Here is a 19,844-nt window from a genome sequence, read left to right on the forward strand (position 1 = left end):
GAACACACGAAATCAAGAAACAAGGAGACCGGAATGCACAAGAACATTGCCATGGCGGCGATCGCCATCGCCTGCGTGCTGGCTGCGGCAGGCGCACAGGCCGATACCACACTGCGCGTGTTTGCCGGTGGCTCCGGCCAGCGCCCGGACCTGGTGCGCAAGGCGCTCGATGCGTTCGAACAGAGCAATCCAGGCGTGAAAGTAGCGATGGAAACTGGCGGAGCCACCTCGGAACAGCAACGCCAGTACCTCTCGACGCTGCTTAACGCGAAGGACCAGTCGCTGGACGTGTTCATGATCGATATCGTCAATCCGGCACAGTACTTGAACGCCGGATGGATTGCACCGCTGGACGCTTATGTCGGTCCGGCTGCGGATGCGATGAAGGCCTACTTGCCAGTCTACGCCAAGGCTAACGTTGTCGGCGGAAAGGTGGCTGCGCTGCCGGGCTTTGCCGACGGCATGTTCATGTACTACCGCAAGGATCTGCTGGAGAAATATAAGCTGCCCGAGCCGAAGACCTGGGATGAACTGGCCAAGTCTGCGCGCCTGGTGATGGACAAGGAGCGGAATCCTTCGCTGCAGGGCCTGTCGATTCAGGGTGCGCCGGCAGAGGGCGCGGTGTGTACATTCCTGCTGCCTTACTGGAGCCAGGGCAAGGAACTCACCGACGCTGCTGGCAAGCTTACCCTGGACAAGGGCGCAGCGACCGCCGGCATGAAGGTGTGGCTTGACATGATGGACGCCGGCGTGATCAAGAAGAATGTCGCCGAAGTCAAGACGGCAGACACCGTCAACGAATTCAAAGCCGGCCAAGTGCTGTTCGCGGTCAACTGGGGCTTTGCCTGGAACCACTTCGAGTCCGCGGCCGACTCGGCCGTGAAAGGCAAGGTTGGCGTGATGCCGCTTCCGGCAGTGACTGGCGGTCAGCGCACGACTTGCGTCGGCGGCTGGCAATGGGCGGTGTCGGCGTTCTCCACGCACAAGTCCGAAGCCGCCAAGCTGATCCGCTACTTGTCTTCGCCCCCAGTGGCCAAGCTGCTCGCGGTACAGGGCTCGCTGCTGCCCGTTTTCCCGGCTACCTATCAGGATGCCGAGGTGCTCGCTAAGAACCCTTGGTTCAAGTCTGCAGGTGACATTCTGGCGCAGACGGGCCGCGCGCGCCCAGTCACCCCGCGCTATAGCGAGGTGTCGGACGCCATCCGTACTAATACCTCGGCCATGCTGGGACGTTCCATGCCGATCGCCGATGGTGTCAACCAGATAGAAGGTAAGCTGCGGCGCGTGCTGCGGTAAGACGGGAGACTCACATGAGCATCGCTACGTCCGCGCAAGATCGCTTCGCCCCGGCCCGGCGATCGCGCCGCTGGCTGGATCCCTCGGACCGGCAACTGGCAGCGCTCCTGCTGGCGCCCACCGGCATGCTGCTCGCCTTGATCGTCGTCTATCCGATTGGCAAGCTGATCTACAACAGCCTGTTCGAGATTCGCCTGTCGGGCGGTGCGTTGGAGGCGTTCGTTGGGCTGCGTAACTATGCGGACGCGCTGGAAGATCCCGAGGTCTGGAATGCCACCAAGAACACGCTGCTGATCGCCCTGATTACAGTGCCGGGCGCTTTCCTGATTGGCCTGCCACTCGCCATGCTAGCCAACCTGCCGTTCCGCATGCGCTGGCCGATCCGGCTGGCGCTGCTACTGCCGTGGGCGCTGCCGCTGGCGTTCTCGGGGCTGATCTTTGCGTGGTTCTTCAATACTGACTACGGCATTGTCAACGATCTGTTGCGCCGCCTTGGCTTCCAGCCAGTGGCCTTCCTACTCAGCCCGGGGTGGGCCTTTGCGGCGGTCTGTGTGACGACTATCTGGAAGACGTCATCGTTTGTGGCGCTCATCCTGCTGGCCGGATTGCAGACGATTCCGCGCTCGCTGTATGAAGCGGCCGAGGTGGATGGCGCGAGCAAGCTGCAGCAGTTCTTCCACATTACCTTGCCCATGTTGGTGCCGTCCATCGTAGTGGCAATGATTTTCCGGACCATCACCGCACTACAGACTTTCGATATTCCATTCACCATGGTGCGCGGCGGCCCTGGCAACAGTACCACCACGCTAGCGATGCTGATTAATACCACGACTATTGATTACCTCGACGTGGGCTACGGCTCGGCCCAGGCCGTAATCATGTTCCTGATCTCGCTGGTGGTCAGCATCGTGTATCTCAAATTTGTGCGCGGAGAGGCCAAATGAAAACGTTCCAAGTCATATTTGGCGGCGCCCGGCTACGCTGGATCGCTGGCGCGCTGGTCGTGGTCAATGGCTTCTTTCCGGCGCTTTGGATCCTGCTGACCTCGCTCAAGGCAGAACCGGAACTGGTGCAAAAGCCGATCACGTACCTGCCGGCTGTGCCTACCCTGACCAACTATGTACATGCCTTCACAGACCAGCCACTGTTGCTGTTCCTGTTTAACAGTTTCGTTGTTTCACTCTGCTCGACAGTACTCGCGGTGCTGATCTCGGCCGGTGCGGCCTACGCGATTGCCCGGCTGGAGCTGCGCTGGCGCGGCCTGATACTGTCGGCAATTATTGCTTCGTCGATGTTCCCACTAGTGACGCTGCTGGTGCCGATTTTCCAGATCATGCGTGGCCTGGGCCTGCTCAATACTTATGCAGCGTTGATTCTGCCCTATACGGTGCTGAGTTTGCCGGTGTGTACCCTGGTGCTGGTGAGTTTCTTCCAGGCTATCCCGCGCGACTTGGAAAGCGCCGCCATGCTCGATGGCTGCACCCGAGTGGGGGCTCTTTGCCGCATCGTACTTCCGCTCTCCGGTCCGGGGGTCTTTACTGCCGCCATTCTGGCTTTTGTTAACGCCTGGGATGAGTTTCTGTTGGCGCTGTCACTGAATTCGGCACCCGGATTCCGTACGCTTCCCGTGGGCATCACGCTGTATCAAGGCGAATACGCTTTTCCGTGGCCGCTGATTTCCGCGGCGCTGGTGGTAGCCATTGTGCCCGTGGCGGTGTTGATGGCGGTATTCCAGAAACGCGTGATTGGCGGGCTGACGGCGGGAGGGCTGAAGGGATGAGCCAGTTCAGGCAGGCACTGGAAGCGCCGCTGGCTGCCATCGAGCTGTTACATGGCGACTGGCGCGTGCAGCTCTGCGCCGGGCTTGGCGGCGCGCTCACCGGTGTCTGGTGGCGTGGCCGGGCAGTATTGCGTGATTGCGGGCGGGAGGCGTTGGCCGAGCACAACGTGCGGCGTTCCGCCTGCTATCCGCTGGTGCCGTACTCCAATCGGATCGGCTATGGCGCGTTCGACTGGGAAGGGCGTCAGCACCGGTTGCGCCTCAACTTCGCGGACGAGCCGCATGCGATCCACGGCTTCGGTTGGCAGCGCGCGTGGCGGGTCGCGCTACTTGAGGCGGCGTATGCAGTGTTGGTCCTGGATCATAGTCCTGACGCCGACTGGCCTTTCGCCTGCTCTGTCACGCAGCGCATCGCGCTGAGAGACGATGGTCTCCATCTCGAGCTGACGTTGGTCAATCGCGATTCAAGAGCGGCTCCGGGCGGACTAGGTTGGCACCCGTACTTTCCGCTGACACCGCAAACGCGGCTCCAAACCGGCTGGAATGCCGTGCTAGTCACCGGGGATGACAGGCTGCCGCGCACCACGGAGCCAGTACCGGACCGATGGCGTTTTGACGCGCCACGCTCGCTGGAGAACCTGGGCGTCGATCATTGTTTTACCGGTTGGCGGGGCGAGGCCACGATCTTCGAAGCGGACTATCGACTTCGCGTCATGGCCGAAGGAACGCCCGCTGCGGTGCTATTCCGGCCACCAGGCGAGGCATTCTTTGCGCTGGAGCCGGTTAGCCATTCGAACGACGCTCTGCACTTTGATAAGCCATCCGACACTGTGCCCATGCGCACGCTCGCGCCGGGCGAAACGATGACGTGCAAGCTGCGACTGGAGGCATTGATGGCAGAGCACGGGGAATAGTGCCGCAAGGCATGGGGAACAGATGCAAACGCGTTGTCAGATTGATGACGGGAAAGGAAAGTTCATGACAATGGCTATTTATCCGAGCCTCGCACAAAAGGTTGTATTCGTGTCCGGCGGGGCTTCCGGTATTGGCGCGGCACTGGTCGACGCCTTTGTGCAACAAGGCGCTCGCGTTGCCTTCTGCGATCTTGACGAGGGGGGCGGTGCGGCATTATGCGCGCGCTACGCCGAAGCGGCGCGGCCTTGGTTCAAGCGCTGCGACGTGCGCGACGTGGGCGCGTTTCAACAGGTGCTGGCCGATGCCGCTGCAGCGCTCGGACCGATTCGCGTACTGGTGAACAATGCGGGGCGGGATGACCGACACAGCCTTCAGGAACTCACGCCGGAACGATGGAACGACATCCTAGCCGTCAACCTGACCCATCACGTGTTTGCTGCGCAGCATGTCGCGCCGGGCATGGCAGCGGCGGGTGGCGGTTCCATCATCAATCTCGGGTCGATCTCCTGGCTGCGCGGACGACCAAACCTGGTGGGATATACCGCGTCGAAGGCGGCCATCAGCGGCATTTCGCGCACGCTTGCGCGCGAGTTGGGTGAGGACAACATCCGCGTAAACGCTTTGCTGCCTGGCGCCGTGTTGACCGAACGACAGCAGGCGCTCTGGCGCGATCAAGAGGCCGACAAGCGTTTCATAGCGCTGCAGTGCCTGAAGTTTCGCGTTGAACCGTCACATATCGCAGACATGGCGCTGTTTTTGGCGTCCGACCAGGCCGCCGCTGTGACAGGCCAAAGCATCATTGTCGATGCGGGGCTGGCGCAGGTTTCCGTTGTGGGTTGAGGTCACGTAGCGCAGCCACGATCGGGTGTATTGATAACAGAGCCTATCCACATTGCGGAGCGGCGAATCATCGAAAAATGACGATAGCGCTACCATGTGGCGCTGAGCACAAGAGCAGTACGCAATAGCCATCCGACGGCAACCAAGAGGAGGAGCGGAGCAAATGAAAAATAGGGGTATCTCGGCTAACAGCGGTCGCAAAGGCCTTCGCGGGGCAGCATGGGGAGGCGCGTGCCTCGCGATGCTGTTCGCCAGCGCGGCACAAGCGCAGTCGTCACTGACAATCTACGGCATCGTCGACTCGTCATTGCAATATGTGAAATTCGATCGTCCCGTGTCGCCAAGCTTGCAGGCCGCTAGCGGCAACTTGCAGGCATCCCGGTTTGGCTTTCGAGGTAGTGAGGACCTTGGCGGTGGCTACAAAGCCAACTTCCAGTTGGAGGCAGGCTTCAATACCTATACCGGGGTAGCCGGCGGCTCCACTCTATGGAATCGCGGCTCCGCCGTGGGACTGTCCACACCATATGGCAGCATGGACTTTGGCTACATGTACTTGCCTATTTATTGGGCGTTCCTGGGTTCGGATGTATCTACCTATGGCTTGTCGAATCCTGCAGCTATTATGAGCCTCGAGCATACGGTCACACTCGGCAGGTCTGGAACTGGTGGCTTCTACCCAAATGCCCTGCGCTATCGCACGCCGAACATGGGCGGATTGACGGCCGAACTAGGTTATTCGTTCGGCGCCGAGAAGGTCGGCAATCAATCCCAAGATGGTCGTAATGTGGGTTTCAGCACCCAGTATACAAAGGGTCCGCTGTATCTGGCCTACGGGGTCAACCGCTACCAGTACTACCTCACGCCGACGACGCCAGATGCATCCTCCCAGATTACACAGGTGGTGTCCGGTACCTACGACCTTGGCAAAGTTGTCATTGGCGGCAACTATCTCTATACGAAACGTACCGACGCTACCAATTTCTTTGCTTCGGCGGAAATGCTGAATGCCAAGATTCCCCTGGGCTTCGGAGACATCAATATTGGCGCGGCCCGGCGCATCGAGAACGGCGGCGCGCGTGCAATGGCGTACGACATCGGATACGTGCACTATCTGTCCAAGCGCACACAGCTTTACACATACGGCGCATACATCTCGAATAATTCGAAATCGACTCAGGGCTTTGCTCTGCTAGGCCCAAGCTTTGCGTCCGTACAGCCGGGATTCAAACCATGGGCGTTCACCGCAGGTCTGCGCACTTCGTTCTAACAATGGGCGTATTCAGGTAGTTCCATCACTATGGTGCCCCAAGGCGTGCAAACCTGCCGTCCTTGGGCGCTCCGTGGGGCAGGTGAGTAGCCTCGGGGTGAAACTCCCCGGCGCTACTCACCCGCCCGCAGTGCCACACACCATTTGATGTTAATGCTGCACTGGGGTTGCGCCTGCAATTGCTTCGCATGCCGCAGTGCCACGGCGAAATGTTTGACCCTGTCAAAGTGCTTGCAATGATCGCATGATGGCTAACGGGTTGGACCGGGACGAGGAGACGCTGCTCTGCCGAGGTGGAGCAACCTCGGTCTTCGGGATAGAGCGCTACCAGCTCAATTCGCGGACGTGGCAGGCGGGTCTTACTGGGGCGGTGGTGCAGCAGTGTCTCGCTGTACCAATGAGACGGGCAGTTCTGTCCGACCCGGCTCAACGCCTTCCTGTAGCCAGCGAAGCAGTGCTTGCGCGGTCTTCCTGCCTAGCAGGCCGCTTTCCAATGCAATTGTCGTCAATGGAGGGGTGACCTCTGCAGATATCGGCAGGTCGTCGCAACCGACGATCGAAAGCTCTTTCGGCACCCGAAGTCCCAGTGCCATCGCTTCGAACAGGCAGCCGAGGGCCAGTACATCATTGCCGCAGAAGATTGCCGTGGGCCGCGTCGGCGCATGCTCAAGAACAGTTCGCAAGCCGGTGCGGCCGCCCGCGAACGTGTAGGGCTGCTCGCACGAGGAACCTCGAGGCAGTTCGACGCGCAGAGCCCGCAAGGTGTTCACGAAGCCCTCAGTGCGCAGTCTGGCGCGGTCGTTGTGCGATGCAATGCCCGAGATCATGCCGAACCGGCGGTGGCCGAGGTCAAACAGGTAGCGTGCCGCTTGAGCGCCGATCTCGAAGTTGTCGAAGCCGACGCACGGATACTGGTTCGAGAGCGACCACGTGAGGATGGTTCGCGTGCCGGACTGGCGCAGGATCGAGAGCGTTTCGGGGGCGTGGTCGGCGCCGACCAGCACCATGGCGTCGACGGCTCGTTCCGATAGCGCGCGGACGACATTGATCTCGGTGTCAGGGTTGTAGTTGTGGGAGCCTAGCAGTAGCTGGTATTCGTTCGCGCCTAGCACCTCCTGCATGCCCTGGATCGCATGCGAGAAAATCGCGTTATCGAGCGTCGGCACCACTGCGGCGACCGTGCGGGAGCGGCCGGACGCGAGGGTCCGGGCCGAGGCATCCGGAACGTAGCCGAGCGCCTCGACGGCGTTGCGCACGCGCACGAGCGTCTTCTCGCGCACGAGGGAGGGCGACGAGAGCGCCCGCGACACGGTCGCCATCGACACCCCGGCCAGCTTCGCTACGTCTTCAAGTCTCGTTCGCCGCACTTTCCAGTCCCCAAACCAAGTAGTGACATTGTCTCCGATCTTGTGCTGTCCGGATTACCGGTGCGAGCGTGGCGCGGTATATGACGTCGTCTGCTTTCCTCGGGAAAAACCCTTCCTTGCAGTCCCGTGCCGAGCAACTATTCTTTGTATGAAAGCGCTTTCATTTGTGGGCGATGATGACGATATAAGTGAAGGAATCGCCGATTCGTCTAAAAATGATAGCGCTTACATTGTATCGCCACTCACAAGGACCAGCATAGATGATCACGTACCTGAAGAAAGCAGAGAAGACGCCGCAGACCGAAACGGCCACCGCGCAGAAAGTGGTGACCGAAATGCTCGCAGAGATCCAGGCGCGCGGCGAGGGCGCGGTGCGCCAATACGCAAAGCAGCTCGACGGATGGGGTGGCGACATCCTGCTGACCGAGGATCAGATCCGCCAGCAGATCCGCGACGTGCCGCAATCGGTGCGCTCCGATATCGATTTTGCCATCCGCCAAGTGCGTGATTTCGCGCTGGCACAGCGCGAGTCGCTGCGGGAGTTCTCGGTCGAGCTGCATCCGGGTGTGACGGCGGGCCAGCGCGTGATCCCGGTCAACGTGGTCGGCTGCTACGCGCCGGCCGGCCGTTATGCGCACATCGCATCGGCCTATATGGGTGTGGCGACGGCCAAGGCGGCCGGCGTGAAGACCGTGGTGGCGTGTTCGAGCCCGTTCCGGGGCCAGGGCATCCACCCGCACGTGCTCTACGCCTTCCAGGCAGCCGGCGCCGACTTGATCATGACGCTCGGCGGCGTGCAGGCCATCGCGTCGATGGCCTACGGCCTCTTCACGGGCAAACCGGCTGATGTGGTGGTCGGCCCGGGCAACAAGTTCGTGGCGGAGGCCAAGCGGACCCTCTACGGGCAGGTCGGCATCGATGTGTTCGCGGGGCCATCGGAAGTCGCCGTCATCGCCGACGACAGCGCCGACCCGGCCATCGTCGCGAGCGATCTCGTCGGGCAGGCCGAGCACGGCCACGAGTCGCCGGCGTGGCTCTTCACCACGTCGCGCGCGCTGGCCGACCAGGTCATCGCGCTGGTGCCGGAACTGATTGCCAAGCTGCCTCCGACCGCGCGCGACGCCGCCACCGCCGCCTGGCGCGACTACGGTGAGGTGATTGTCTGCGACAGCCGTGAGGAAGTGGTCGACGTGTCCGATCGCTATGCATCCGAGCACCTCGAAGTCCACAACGAAGACCTCGACTGGTGGCTTGCCAATCTGACTTGCTACGGCTCGCTGTTCCTCGGCGAGGAGACCACGGTGGCGTTCGGCGACAAGACCAGCGGGCCCAACCACGTGCTGCCGACCAAGGGCGCGGCGCGCTACTCGGGCGGCCTGTCGGTCCACAAGTTCATGAAGACGCTGACGTGGCAGCAGATGACGCGCGCGGCCACCCGCCAGATCGGCCAGGTGACGGCGCGCATCTCGCGCCTCGAAGGCATGGAGGCGCACGCCCGCACCGCCGACGACCGTATGGCGAAGTACTTTCCAAACGCCCGCTTCGAGATGGGCGCTCCGGTGGAGGTGTGACAATGGCGCGTCTGCAAAATGTGCCCGCGCGGCCGGTGCCCGACCTGTCCGGACGGCAGGCGCTGGTGACCGGCGGCAGTTCCGGCATCGGCGAGGCCATCGCCGTGGCGCTGGGCCAGGCCGGGGCGAGAGTGGTGCTGGCGGCACGTCGCCAGTCCCAGCTCGATGCGGCGGCCTCGCGGCTCGACGCGATGGGCATAGCGGTCGACACGCAGGTGTTCGACGTGTCCAACCTCGACGCCGTCCCGGCCGCCGCCGCTGAATTGCAGCGCCGCCGCGGGACCGTCGACATCCTCGTGAACGCCGCCGGCATGAACCTGCGTGAGCCTTTCGCCGATGTCACTCCGGCATCGTGGCGATTGCAACTCGACACCCACCTCGGCGCGCCGTTCTTCCTCACGCAGGCGCTGGCGCCGGCCATGCAGGCGCAGGGCTGGGGGCGCATACTCAATATCGCGTCGCTGCAGTCGTACCGGGCCTTCGCCAACAGTGCGCCCTACGGTGCGGCGAAGGGCGGCATCGTCCAACTCACGCGCGCGATTGCCGAGGCATGGTCTCGCCATGGGATCACCTGCAATGCCATCGGCCCGGGCTTCTTCCCGACCGCGCTGACCGGCCCCGTGTTCGCGGACGCCGCACTCGCCGAGTACCACGCCGGCCGCACCTGCATTGGCCGCAATGGGGAACTCGCGGACCTGCACGGACTGGCCGCCTTCTTGGCCAGCGACATGGCCGCGTACATCACCGGGCAGACCTTCATGGTGGACGGCGGGTACACGTCGAGATGACCGCGGCGCCATGAACCGAAGATGATCCAAGACGGCAGGGCGAACCACATTGCCCCTGCCTCGTACCGAAGAGCAGAGCGCGATACGCGCCGCTACGGGACCAGTCCCTACAGGAGACAAGCATGACGATGCAGATATCCGGCCAGCAGTCAGGCCACAGGCTGAGGAAGGTCGTGACGTCAAGCACGATAGGCGCAATGGTGGAGTGGTATGACTTCTTTCTGTACGGTGTGGTCGCCGGCCTCGTGTTCAACAAGCTGTACTTTCCGTCGACCGACCCCGTCGTCGGCACGCTGCTGGCCTACACCACCTTTGCGGCGGGCTTCGTCGCCCGCCCGCTCGGCGGCGTAATCTTCGGCCACTTCGGCGACACCCTCGGCCGCAAGCGCATGCTCGTGCTGACGCTGATGATCATGGGCATCGCCACGACGGCCATCGGCCTGATTCCGACCTACGGCCAGATCGGCATCTGGGCGCCGATCTTGCTGCTCGTGTGCCGGATCGCGCAAGGCATCGGCCTGGGCGGCGAGTGGGGCGGAGCGGTGCTGATGACGTTCGAGAGCGCGCCAGCTAACCGTCGCGGCTTCTTCGCGAGCCTGCCGCAAACCGGCATGTCGCTCGGTCTCGTGCTGGCGAGCGGCGTGATCGCCCTGCTGTCGCTGCTGCTGTCGGACAAGGACTTTCTGGCATGGGGCTGGCGTGTCGGCTTCCTGCTGAGTGCCGTGATGGTGATCATCGGCTCCTACATGCGCTCGAACGTCGAGGAATCGCCAGAGTTCGAGGCGGCGCAGCGCACCCAGAAAGCTGCGCCTGGCCTGCCGTTCCTTGCCATGCTGCGCCAATATCCCCGCGTGGTACTGGCTTGCATGGGGGCGCGTTTCATCGACGGTGTCTTCTTCAACGTGTTTGGGGTGTTCTCGCTGGCCTACCTGACCCAGACGCTTAAGCTCTCACGCAACGATGCCCTGCTCGGCGTGCTGATCGGCGCTGGCGTCATGACGTTTTTCATCCCGTTGTGGGGCGCCGTCTCCGACCGCGTCGGTCGGCCGCTCGTCTACGGTACCGGCGCGCTGCTGGCGGGGCTGTCGGCTTTCCCGGCCTTCTGGCTGATGCAGCATTCCGGCGGCAACGTGCTGCTGGTGTGGACGGCGATCATCATCCCGTTCGGCATCTTCCACGCCGCCGTGTTCGGCACCATGTCATCGATGTTCTCCGAAGTGTTCGACCCGAGCGTGCGCTATACCGGCATCTCCTTCGTCTACCAGTTCGCCGGCGTGTTCGCGGGCGGCCTGACCCCGATCATCGCCACCTGGCTCAGTGCAAAGGCCGGCGGTGAGCCCTGGTATCTGTGCGGCTACGTGCTGGCGATCGGCATCCTCAGTGCCGTTTGCACGATGTGGATCGCGTTTCGTTCGGGCCACGCGGGCCGCAGAGAGCTAGCTCCGTCCAAGGCCAGCGCCTAACCTTCCCCCACCCCCAACCGATTCCGGATGGCCAGGCCATGAAAGCAATCGTCTATACCGAACCTAACGCCGTCGCCGTCCTTGAGCGCGACATGCCGGCTCTGGCGCCTGGCGAGATCCTGCTGCGCATCGACGCGAGCGGCATCTGCGGCTCCGACCTGCATGCGTATCACGGCCACGATCCGCGCCGCAAGCCGGGCCTCGTGCTGGGCCACGAGTTCGCGGGTACGGTGGTCGCCGCGTCCGACGAGGCCCTGATGCCGGTGGGGCAGCGCGTCACGGCCAATCCGCTTGTGACCTGCGGGCATTGTGACTACTGTCTCCAGGGACGCGACAACTTGTGCGAGTACCGGGGCATGATCGGCATGAGCCGGCCTGGCGCATTGTCCGAGTACCTCGCGATTCCGATCCGCTGCGCCATTCCAATTCCGGACTCGCTGGCCAGCGTTCGCGCGGCGCTAACCGAGCCCGCAGCCACCGCGCTGCATGCCGTCAACCTGACCATGAGCGCGATGGCGCGGCCGCTACCTGAGGCGCGCGTGCTGGTCATCGGCGGCGGGGCCATCGGCATGCTGAGCGCCGCCCTGGTGACGTCGTACGGCTGCCGGCGTGTCTGCGTGGCAGAGACCAACGCGCTGCGGCGGGCCTCCGTGTCGCGGCATCTTGGCTGCGAAGTGGTGGACCCGCTGGCCAGTCCGCCACCGGAGTCGGCTTACGATGTCGTGATCGACGCCGTAGGCGCTGCGCCCACGCGGAACATGGCCATTGCGGCGGCGCGGCCCGGGGGCGTCGTCATGCATATCGGCTTGCAGGCTTGGTCCAGCGAGATCGACATGCGCAAGCTGACCCTAGCCGAGCTGACGTTGCTGGGCACCTACACTTACACGATGGCCGACATGCGCGCGACCGTCCACGCCCTCGAGAACGGCAGCTTTGGCTCGCTCGAATGGGTGGAGACACGCGCGCTTGCCGATGGCCCCGCCGCCTTTGCGGACCTCGCCGCCGGCCGCGTAGCGGCCGGGAAGGTCGTGCTGATCCCCGACCCCGCCTGACCCCGCCCGACCCCGCCTGACCCCGCCTGACCCCGCCTGACCCCGCCTGGGCACATCCAAGCCCGTGCCGCAGACGTCAGCAAATTCATATATATGAGTTGGTTGACATGGATGATTTATCGACCTAAGATGATTTCATCGACGACCCACACAGAGGAGACAAAAATGATCCACGTAGTGCTTCATGACGCCAAGGACACCGTTGCGGTGGCTGTGGTGGAAGGGATCGAGCCGGGCACCGAACTGAACGCCTGGATCATGGATGAGGACAAGATCGTGACCGTGACGGCGCTGCAGCCTATTCCCATTGGTCACAAGGTCGCCCTGCGCGACATGGACCTGAACGAGACGGTCTACAAGTACGGCGTCGACATCGGCAAGGTCGTTGCTCCGATCAAGGCCGGCGAGCACGCCCACGTCCACAACATCAAGACCAAGCGCTGGTAAGTCTCACGAGCCGCGCCAGTCTCAATTTTCCTGACTTCCCCATCCAAGCATCCGAGGACCCCGTCATGTCCGTGATCGACCAAAACACCACCTTCTGGGGCTACCGCCGTGACAACGGTCGCGTTGGCGTCCGCAACCACGTGATCATCCTGCCGCTGGACGACTTGTCCAACGCCGCCGCCGAGGCCGTCGCCGTCGCCATCAAGGGCACCATGGCGATCCCCCACCCGTATGGCCGCCTGCAGTTCGGTCCGGACCTGGACCTGCACTTCCGCACGCTGATCGGCGCGGGCAGCAATCCGAACGTTGCCGCGGTCGTTGTGATCGGCATCGAGGACGGCTGGACCAAGAAGGTCGTCGACGGCATCGCCAAGACCGGCAAGCCGGTGGTCGGCTTCGGCATCGAGGGCCACGGCGACCACGACACCATCATGCGTGCCTCGAAGGCGGCCAGGGAGTTCGTGCAGTACGCCACCGCGCTGCACCGCGTGGAATGCCCGATCAACGAGTTGTGGGTGTCGACCAAGTGCGGCGAGTCGGACACTACCTCCGGCTGCGGCGCCAATCCGACCGTCGGCAACGCCTTTGACAAGCTCCACCCGCTGGGCACCACGCTGGTGTTCGGGGAGACCTCGGAACTGACCGGCGGCGAGCATATCGTCGCGCAACGCTGCGCCAACGACGACGTGCGCCACCAGTTCATGGCGATGTTCGAGCGCTACCAGGGCATGATCGACCGCTGGAAGACTTCCGACCTTTCCGAGTCGCAGCCGACCAAGGGCAACATCGCCGGCGGCCTGACCACCATTGAGGAAAAGGCGCTGGGCAATATCCAGAAGATCGGCAAGAAGTGCACCGTCGACGGCGTGCTGGACAAGGCCGAGGAGCCGACCCATCCGGGCCTGTGGTTCATGGATTCCTCTTCCGCCGCCGCTGAGATGGTGACCCTGTGCGCCGCCGCCGGCTACGTCGTCCATTTCTTCCCGACCGGCCAGGGTAACGTGATCGGAAACCCGATCGTCCCCGTCATCAAGCTGTGTGCCAACCCGCGCACCGTGCGCCTGATGCGCGAACACATGGATGTCGATTGCTCCGGCCTGCTGCAGCGTGAGCAGACGCTCGACCAGACCGGCGACAAGCTCCTGGAATGCATGCTCGCGACCGTCAACGGCCGCTGGACTGCAGCCGAGGCGCTCGGCCACCGTGAGTTCGTGCTGACCCGCATCCACGAGTCGGCATGATGAAACGCATCTGCATCAGCGAGTTCATGGACCCCGTCGCGGTGCAGGCGCTGACCCCCGGCTTCGACCTGCGGTACGAGCCGGCCTGGGTGGACCGCCGCGACGATCTGCTTGAAGTCCTCGACGGGGCGCACGCGCTGATCGTGCGCAACCGGACGCAGGTCGACGCCGGACTGCTGGCAAGCGCACCCGCGCTGCGGGTGGTCGGGCGGCTCGGCGTCGGGCTCGACAATATCGATGTCGACGCCTGCCGCCAGCGTGGCATTCGGGTCATTCCCGCCGCGGGCGCCAATGCCCGCTCGGTCGCCGAGTATGTGGTGACGACAGCAGCCGTGCTGTTGCGCGGTGGCTATCTATCCAGTGCCGAGGTGGCCGCTGGCAAGTGGCCGCGCCCGAAGCTGTCGGAGGGCCGGGAAGCGCTGGGCAAGACGCTCGGCCTGGTCGGCTTCGGCGACATCGGCCGGCAGGCGGCCGCGCTGGCGCGGGCCTTCGGCATGGAGGTGATCGCCCACGATCCGATGCTGCCGGCCGGCCATCCGGTCTGGGCCGCCACCGGCGTGCGCTGCGTGTCGCTCGACGCGCTGCTTGCGCAGTCCGATGCGGTCAGTCTGCACGTACCGCTGGTCGACGCCACCCGCAACCTGATCGACGTTGCGCGCCTCGCGTCGATGAAGTCTGGCGCGGTGCTGATCAATACCGCGCGCGGCGGCGTGGTCGACGAGGCAGCCCTCGCGGACGCGCTGCGCGCGGAACACCTCGGCGGCGCCGCACTCGACGTGTTCGCCAGAGAGCCGTTGCCGGCTGACAGCCCGCTCGCCGGCGCGCCTAACCTGATTCTGACGCCCCATATCGGTGGCGTTACCCGCGAGGCTAACGCTCGCGTTTCGATGATGATCGCCCGTGAGGTACGACAGTCGCTGGAGGAACTCGCATGAACCATGTGCCGTCGGATGAACTGGAGCGTGTGGCGGCAGCGGCCCTGCGGCGGGCCGGTGCCAGTGACCGGCAGGCGCAGGCGACGGCTGCAGCGCTGGTGCGGGCCGACGCAGCGGGGCTGCCGTCGCATGGCGTGTCGCGCGTTCCCATGTATGTGGCGCATCTGCAGCATGATCGGGTCGATGGCAACGCTGAGCCTGTTGCGCACAGTACGCGCGCCAGCTCGGTATTGGTCGATGCCCGTTGCGGCTTCGCCTTCGCCGCGTGCGACCTTGCCATCGCCGAGGCCATGGAGCGCGCGCGGCAAGCCGGCGTAGGCGTGGCTGCGGTCGCCAACAGCCACCACTTCGGCGCTGCCGCGCTGCCGCTGGAGGCTGTGGCGCGCGCCGGCATGATCGGCATTGCCATGGGCAATTCGCCCGCCGCCATGCCAGCCTGGGGCGGCAAGCGACCGCTGTTCGGCACCAACCCCATTGCGGCGGTGTTCCCGCGACAGGGCCGGGCGCCGGTAGTGATCGACCTGTCCCTGTCCGAGATCGCGCGCGGCAAGATCATGGTCGCGGCAAAGCAGGGCAAGCCAATCCCGCTGGGATGGGCGCTCGACGATGCCGGACGGCCGACCACCGACGCCCAGGCCGCGCTGCGCGGGTCGATGTTGCCGGCCGGCGGCGTCAAGGGCGCGATGCTGGCGCTGATGGTAGAACTGCTGGTGACCTCGCTGGCTGGCGCGCAGTTCGGGGCCGAGGCCGATTCATTCTTCAGCGACTCGGGCAACCGCCCGCGCATCGGCCAGCTGTTTCTGGTACTGGACCCAGGCGCCTTCGCCGGCTCGCAGGTCTACGCGGACCGCGTGGAAGCCCTGCTTGCGGCCATGCTGGACGACGAGGGCACGCGCGTGCCGGGCGCCCGGCGCGAAACGGCCCAGGCCGAGGCGGCCGCGCGCGGCGTTGAAGTGCCCGACGCATTGTGGCGCGAACTGCAATCCCTCGCGGGCGAGGAGGCTGGCGCCCGGCAGTAATTCCCTCACAACGGACCCACGCAAGATGGGCCGACGACAACTACCGGAGACTAAACATGGATCGACGCATGATTTGCGGCGCGCGCAGGTACCTGACCGGCGCGCTACTGGCATGTTCGGCTGTATCGGCCCTGATCGGACTGGTGCCATTGCCCGCCGCCGCGCAGGGCGTGGGCGATGCCTCGGCGGCGGACTATCCGAACAAGCCTATCCGGTATGTCGTGCCCTTCGCGGCCGGCGGCCTGACCGACATCATGGCCCGCCTGGTCGGCCACCAGCTCTCGGAGGCGTGGAAGAAGCCCATCGTCGTGGATAACAAGCCAGGGGGCAACGCCAACATCGGCGCCGAGCAGGTCGCCAAGGCGCCGCCGGATGGCTACACCTGGCTGGCCGTCACGCTGACCCACGCATCCAACGTGACCCTGTTCCCCAAGCTGCCGTTCAGCCTGCAGAAGGACCTGGTGCCGGTGGCGCGCATCGCGTCGTCGCCGATGGTGGTGGTGGTGCCGGCGAACTCGCCGATCAAGTCGATGAAGGATCTGGCGGCGGCCGCGCAGAAGTCGACGCTGAACGCGGGCTCGAGCGGCAACGGCACGCCGCCGCACCTGACGCTCGCGCTGTTCGAGAGCCAGACCAGGACCAACCTGACCCATGTGCCGTACAAGGGTGGCGCGCCGTCCATGACCGATCTGATCGGCGGCCAGATTGACGTGGTCTTTTCCAACTTCCCGGAATCCCTCGCCTACGTGAAGGCCGGCAAGCTGCGCGCGCTGGCGGTCACGACGCGCGAGCGCCATCCCCTGCTGCCTGACGTACCCACCGTCGCCGAGGCCGGCTATCCGGACCTGATCGTCGAGAACTGGACCGGTCTGATGATGCCAGCCGGCACGCCGCGCCCGATCGTCGACAAAGTGGCGCACTCGGTGGCACGCATGCTCGGATCCGACGCGGTGCGCGGGCGGATCGTCTCGGCGGGCTTCACACCGGCTGCACAGGGCGGCACGCCGTTTGCCGACTACTTCAGCGGCGAAGTGACACGCTGGGCGCGGCTGATCGAAGAGAAACACATCCGGGTCGAATAGCATCGGTTTGCTGCAGGCCGCCAGGAGCGGCAGGCCCCGTGGCCACGGGCTTTGATGGGGTGCCGACCGGCTTTATTGATGTTTTCAGAATTCACGACAGCTTTGGCTTGCCGTCGTCCCGCGCAGGCGGGGACCCAGTGGCTTTATCCCCGAAGGGGACGTGAAGGCGCTGGATTCCCGCCTGCGCGGGAATGACGGTGGTTGTTTTCATGTTGTCGCTAATTAGGGAAGGCTCAATAGTATGATTAGTCTTATCTATATGAGTTAGTCATGGATCGGCCGGCCGCCCCGCAGGCGGCGTTGCAAAGGACATTTAACGTGGGTTCCAGATTTGATGCCGGCGCTGCCATTGGCGGCGTGCTGTACAAGGACGTCAAGCACGCCATCCTTGCAGCCCTTGCCGAGGGCGAGTGGAAGCCAGGCGAAGCCATTCCCCCGGAGCGCAAGCTGATCGAGCGGTTCGGGGTTTCGATCGGCACGCTGCGCAAGGCCATCGACGAACTGGTCGCGGAGAACATCATGATCCGCCACCAGGGGCGTGGGACGTATGTCGCGACGCATCGGCAGGCGGATCATTTCTTCCGTTACTTTCGTATCGTCCGCCAGGACGGGTACCGCGAGTATCCGACGGTGCGGCTGGCCAGGTTCCGCCGTGCCAGGGCAGACAAAGAGGAAGCGGCTGCACTGGAGCTGTCGATCGGCGATGCCGTGTTCCGGTTCACCAATGTGCTCGCGCTGGAAGGGCGGCCGGTCATGATCGACGCCATCACGGTGCCGGCCGAACGCTTCAAGGGGCTGACAGAGAAGCAGTTGCGCGAGCGGCCGAACACGCTCTACAACTTTTACCAGGACGCCTTCGGCGTCAATATCATTCGGACGGAAGAGCGGCTGCGCGCGGCACTGGCCGACGAGGATGACCACGAACTGCTTGGCGTTCCCGTCGGCAGCGCCCTGCTGAAGATCCTGCGGGTTGCGTCGTCGTATCAGGATGAGCGCATCGAGTATCGCGTATCCCGGCTCGATACTGCCGACTACGAGTTCGCGCTTTCACAGCCGTGATGGCAGCGCCCCGATCGCTGGCGATGCCACCGCGCGGGGCCGGCAGCCTTCATGCTGCGCCCAGGCGTTGCGCATTTGCCATCGCACGGCCGTGGATCGGTGCGAGGATCTCCTGCATCAGGTTTGTCGCCAGGCCGGCCAACTGCAGCGGGTTGCCGGGAAACCAGGCCGCCAGGTGCAGAAGCTCTGCCTGGCGCTCGAACCATTGCGCCGCGGAACGGCTGGACGCCAGCGTTGCCGCGGCTGCGGATGTTGCCCAGAGGTGATCGCTGGTGTCCTTTGCGAGGGTCATGGTCAGGTTCAACCATCCAGATCCCATCGCCAGCAGCGATTCGGATGCGGCCTCGCTCTTTTCCACGCTCATCAGGCTGAATTCGCGCCGGTCTTGCTCGTCAGGCGCGGGACCGGCGATCGCCATGCGCGTGGTGCGAACGCTGACGACATGTATCGATGCCTGGAGCAGTTCACATATTTCACTGAAGAGGCGCGACGAGTTGGCGGAAACGTCGATGACAGGCTGCGAGGGGGCGGAGGAGGGCAAAGGGCTTTTCCTTGGGCGTTCGCTTGATACGGACACCTGGTAAACATTGGGTCAGATGGGAGGCGTGTACCGCCGGAATCTCTTTCGAGTCAGGCAGCGCCAAGCGGGCTGCACTCGACTGAGGGGCCGGGCAGGCGCTATGTCTCGCCGAAGCAGCATATGAGCAAGGATAGGTGCTTATATGTTGCGCTGCAACATTTCTTTTGGATAATTCAGCCTCCCTGATGTGACGGCACAAGCAACCTCAGCTCCCGCAGGCGTGAATCAGGAATTCCCGCAGCGCATCGGCTGGCTTGTCCAGCTTGCGCCCGGGCTGCCACAGCATGCCGACCTCCATGTCCGGCACGGCATTGGCTATCGGCCTGGCCTCGATCTGCTTGCCTTCCAGGGACCAGGGCCGATACACCATGTCGGACAGCACGGTGACGCCGAAGCCATGCGCCACCAGCCCGCGCAGCGCCTCCATCGAGCCGGTCCGGAACACGACGTTGGGTGTGAGCCGGTGGCTGCGCCAGTAGCGCAGGGTGGAGTCCTCGGCCTCGTCCACAGTGATGAGCAGATACGGATAGGCCGCGATATCGCGCAGCGAAGGCCGCTCCACGGCCAGCAGCGGATGGCTGGCCGAGGTCCATAGCTGTCGCCGGGAACGTATCAGCGTATGGCGCTGGAAGCGCTGGGGCCGCTCCAGGTTGGACAGCAGCGCGATACCCAGTTCGATTTCTCCCGCGAGTACGGCCCGCTCGATGTCGGGCCGGTCCATGTCGAGCAGATCCAGTTCGATGTCCGGATAGTTGGTGCGAAAGCGCGCCAGCAGCCCCGGCAGGAAGTAGCCCAGCACCGTGTACGAGGCGGCCAGGCGCACGCTGCCCTGCAACCCGTGCACCTGGAAGCGCGGCTCGCGCAGCGCATCCTCGACCGAATCCAGGATCTGGCGGGCATGCTGGAAGAAGAGGTGGCCTTCCGCCGTCAGCGTCACCCCGTGGGGCCGGCGCTCAAACAGGCGCACGGCCAGGCGCTGTTCCAGCGCCAGTACGGCGTTGGTGATGGCCGACTGGGAGACATGTTCCGCAGTCGCGGCCATCGAGAATTGCCCCGTCTCCGCAGCTGCGACGAAATAGCGGAATTGCCTGAGCGTGACTTCCTTGGCCAGTCTTTCCGAGCCTTCGCGCGCCTTGAACATG

Annotated in this window: 19 protein-coding genes; 16 read left to right on the top strand and 3 right to left on the bottom strand. The window is 64.0% G+C overall.

The annotated features are described in order from the left end of the window. The first annotated feature begins 51 nt into the window (after nucleotides 1–51). From ACREYQ_RS22730 to ACREYQ_RS22755, 6 genes are all read left to right on the top strand, one after another. Nucleotides 52–1,296 carry an ABC transporter substrate-binding protein gene (locus ACREYQ_RS22730; protein ID WP_432262410.1) on the top strand — a complete coding sequence of 415 codons (1,245 nt, stop codon included), beginning with the start codon at nucleotides 52–54 and terminating at the stop codon, nucleotides 1,294–1,296. 14 nt (nucleotides 1,297–1,310) lie between these two features. After that, complete coding sequence (locus ACREYQ_RS22735; protein WP_432262411.1) at nucleotides 1,311–2,240, top strand: carbohydrate ABC transporter permease; 930 nt, start codon at nucleotides 1,311–1,313, stop codon at nucleotides 2,238–2,240. After that, the gene (locus ACREYQ_RS22740; protein ID WP_432262412.1) at nucleotides 2,237–3,076 is read left to right on the top strand and encodes a carbohydrate ABC transporter permease; all 840 of its coding nucleotides are present in this window, start codon (nucleotides 2,237–2,239) and stop codon (nucleotides 3,074–3,076) included. Before ACREYQ_RS22735 ends, ACREYQ_RS22740 begins: the two co-directional genes overlap by 4 nt. Next, nucleotides 3,073–3,990, top strand: a complete 918-nt coding sequence (locus ACREYQ_RS22745) for an aldose 1-epimerase (protein ID WP_432262413.1) — start codon at nucleotides 3,073–3,075, stop codon at nucleotides 3,988–3,990. The genes ACREYQ_RS22740 and ACREYQ_RS22745 overlap by 4 nt, the downstream gene beginning before the upstream one ends. A 64-nt stretch (nucleotides 3,991–4,054) precedes the next feature. After that, nucleotides 4,055–4,831: an SDR family NAD(P)-dependent oxidoreductase gene (locus ACREYQ_RS22750; protein WP_432262414.1), complete on the top strand. Its 777-nt coding sequence runs from the start codon at nucleotides 4,055–4,057 to the stop codon at nucleotides 4,829–4,831. A gap of 241 nt (nucleotides 4,832–5,072) precedes the next feature. Beyond that, entirely contained in the window at nucleotides 5,073–6,098 is a 1,026-nt protein-coding gene (locus ACREYQ_RS22755) for a porin (RefSeq protein WP_432262415.1), read from the top strand. Nucleotides 6,099–6,457: 359 nt separating this feature from the next. On the opposite strand, the gene ACREYQ_RS22760 is transcribed toward ACREYQ_RS22755, so the two are convergent. After that, a complete protein-coding gene (locus ACREYQ_RS22760; protein WP_432262416.1) occupies nucleotides 6,458–7,417 on the bottom strand; it encodes a LacI family DNA-binding transcriptional regulator in 960 nt (319 codons plus the stop codon). 308 nt (nucleotides 7,418–7,725) lie between these two features. Between ACREYQ_RS22760 and hisD the strand changes: the two genes are divergently transcribed. From hisD to ACREYQ_RS22810, 10 genes are all read left to right on the top strand, one after another. After that, nucleotides 7,726–9,036, top strand: coding sequence for a histidinol dehydrogenase (gene hisD / locus ACREYQ_RS22765; RefSeq protein ID WP_432262417.1), 1,311 nt, complete (start codon nucleotides 7,726–7,728; stop codon nucleotides 9,034–9,036). Nucleotides 9,037–9,038: 2 nt separating this feature from the next. Then, nucleotides 9,039–9,824: a (S)-sulfopropanediol 2-dehydrogenase HpsO gene (gene hpsO / locus ACREYQ_RS22770; protein ID WP_432262418.1), complete on the top strand. Its 786-nt coding sequence runs from the start codon at nucleotides 9,039–9,041 to the stop codon at nucleotides 9,822–9,824. A gap of 128 nt (nucleotides 9,825–9,952) precedes the next feature. Then, nucleotides 9,953–11,287, top strand: a complete 1,335-nt coding sequence (locus ACREYQ_RS22775; protein WP_432262630.1) for an MFS transporter — start codon at nucleotides 9,953–9,955, stop codon at nucleotides 11,285–11,287. Nucleotides 11,288–11,325: 38 nt separating this feature from the next. Beyond that, nucleotides 11,326–12,339 (top strand): galactitol-1-phosphate 5-dehydrogenase, encoded by a 1,014-nt coding sequence (locus ACREYQ_RS22780; RefSeq protein WP_432262419.1) that lies wholly within the window; start codon nucleotides 11,326–11,328, stop codon nucleotides 12,337–12,339. Between the two features lie 165 nt (nucleotides 12,340–12,504). After that, nucleotides 12,505–12,786, top strand: a complete 282-nt coding sequence (locus ACREYQ_RS22785) for a UxaA family hydrolase (protein ID WP_432262420.1) — start codon at nucleotides 12,505–12,507, stop codon at nucleotides 12,784–12,786. A gap of 65 nt (nucleotides 12,787–12,851) precedes the next feature. Further along, entirely contained in the window at nucleotides 12,852–14,027 is a 1,176-nt protein-coding gene (locus ACREYQ_RS22790; RefSeq protein WP_432262421.1) for a UxaA family hydrolase, read from the top strand. Next, entirely contained in the window at nucleotides 14,027–14,962 is a 936-nt protein-coding gene (locus ACREYQ_RS22795) for a hydroxyacid dehydrogenase (protein WP_432262631.1), read from the top strand. Before ACREYQ_RS22790 ends, ACREYQ_RS22795 begins: the two co-directional genes overlap by 1 nt. Continuing rightward, nucleotides 14,959–15,981 (top strand): Ldh family oxidoreductase, encoded by a 1,023-nt coding sequence (locus ACREYQ_RS22800; RefSeq protein ID WP_432262422.1) that lies wholly within the window; start codon nucleotides 14,959–14,961, stop codon nucleotides 15,979–15,981. The genes ACREYQ_RS22795 and ACREYQ_RS22800 overlap by 4 nt, the downstream gene beginning before the upstream one ends. A 56-nt stretch (nucleotides 15,982–16,037) precedes the next feature. Continuing rightward, on the top strand, nucleotides 16,038–17,063 hold the full coding sequence (locus tag ACREYQ_RS22805) for a Bug family tripartite tricarboxylate transporter substrate binding protein (RefSeq protein WP_432262423.1): 1,026 nt from the start codon (nucleotides 16,038–16,040) through the stop codon (nucleotides 17,061–17,063). Between the two features lie 318 nt (nucleotides 17,064–17,381). Further along, complete coding sequence (locus tag ACREYQ_RS22810; RefSeq protein ID WP_432262632.1) at nucleotides 17,382–18,122, top strand: GntR family transcriptional regulator; 741 nt, start codon at nucleotides 17,382–17,384, stop codon at nucleotides 18,120–18,122. 49 nt (nucleotides 18,123–18,171) lie between these two features. Here ACREYQ_RS22810 and ACREYQ_RS22815 read toward each other — a convergent pair whose 3' ends face one another. Continuing rightward, a complete protein-coding gene (locus ACREYQ_RS22815; RefSeq protein WP_432262424.1) occupies nucleotides 18,172–18,663 on the bottom strand; it encodes a polyhydroxyalkanoate granule-associated phasin in 492 nt (163 codons plus the stop codon). Between the two features lie 244 nt (nucleotides 18,664–18,907). Beyond that, nucleotides 18,908–19,843 (bottom strand): LysR family transcriptional regulator, encoded by a 936-nt coding sequence (locus tag ACREYQ_RS22820; protein ID WP_432262425.1) that lies wholly within the window; start codon nucleotides 19,841–19,843, stop codon nucleotides 18,908–18,910. Between the last annotated feature and the right edge of the window lies 1 nt (nucleotide 19,844).

Origin of the sequence: Cupriavidus sp. TMH.W2, assembly GCF_050847365.1 — a bacterium.
Taxonomy (GTDB): Bacteria; Pseudomonadota; Gammaproteobacteria; order Burkholderiales; family Burkholderiaceae; genus Cupriavidus.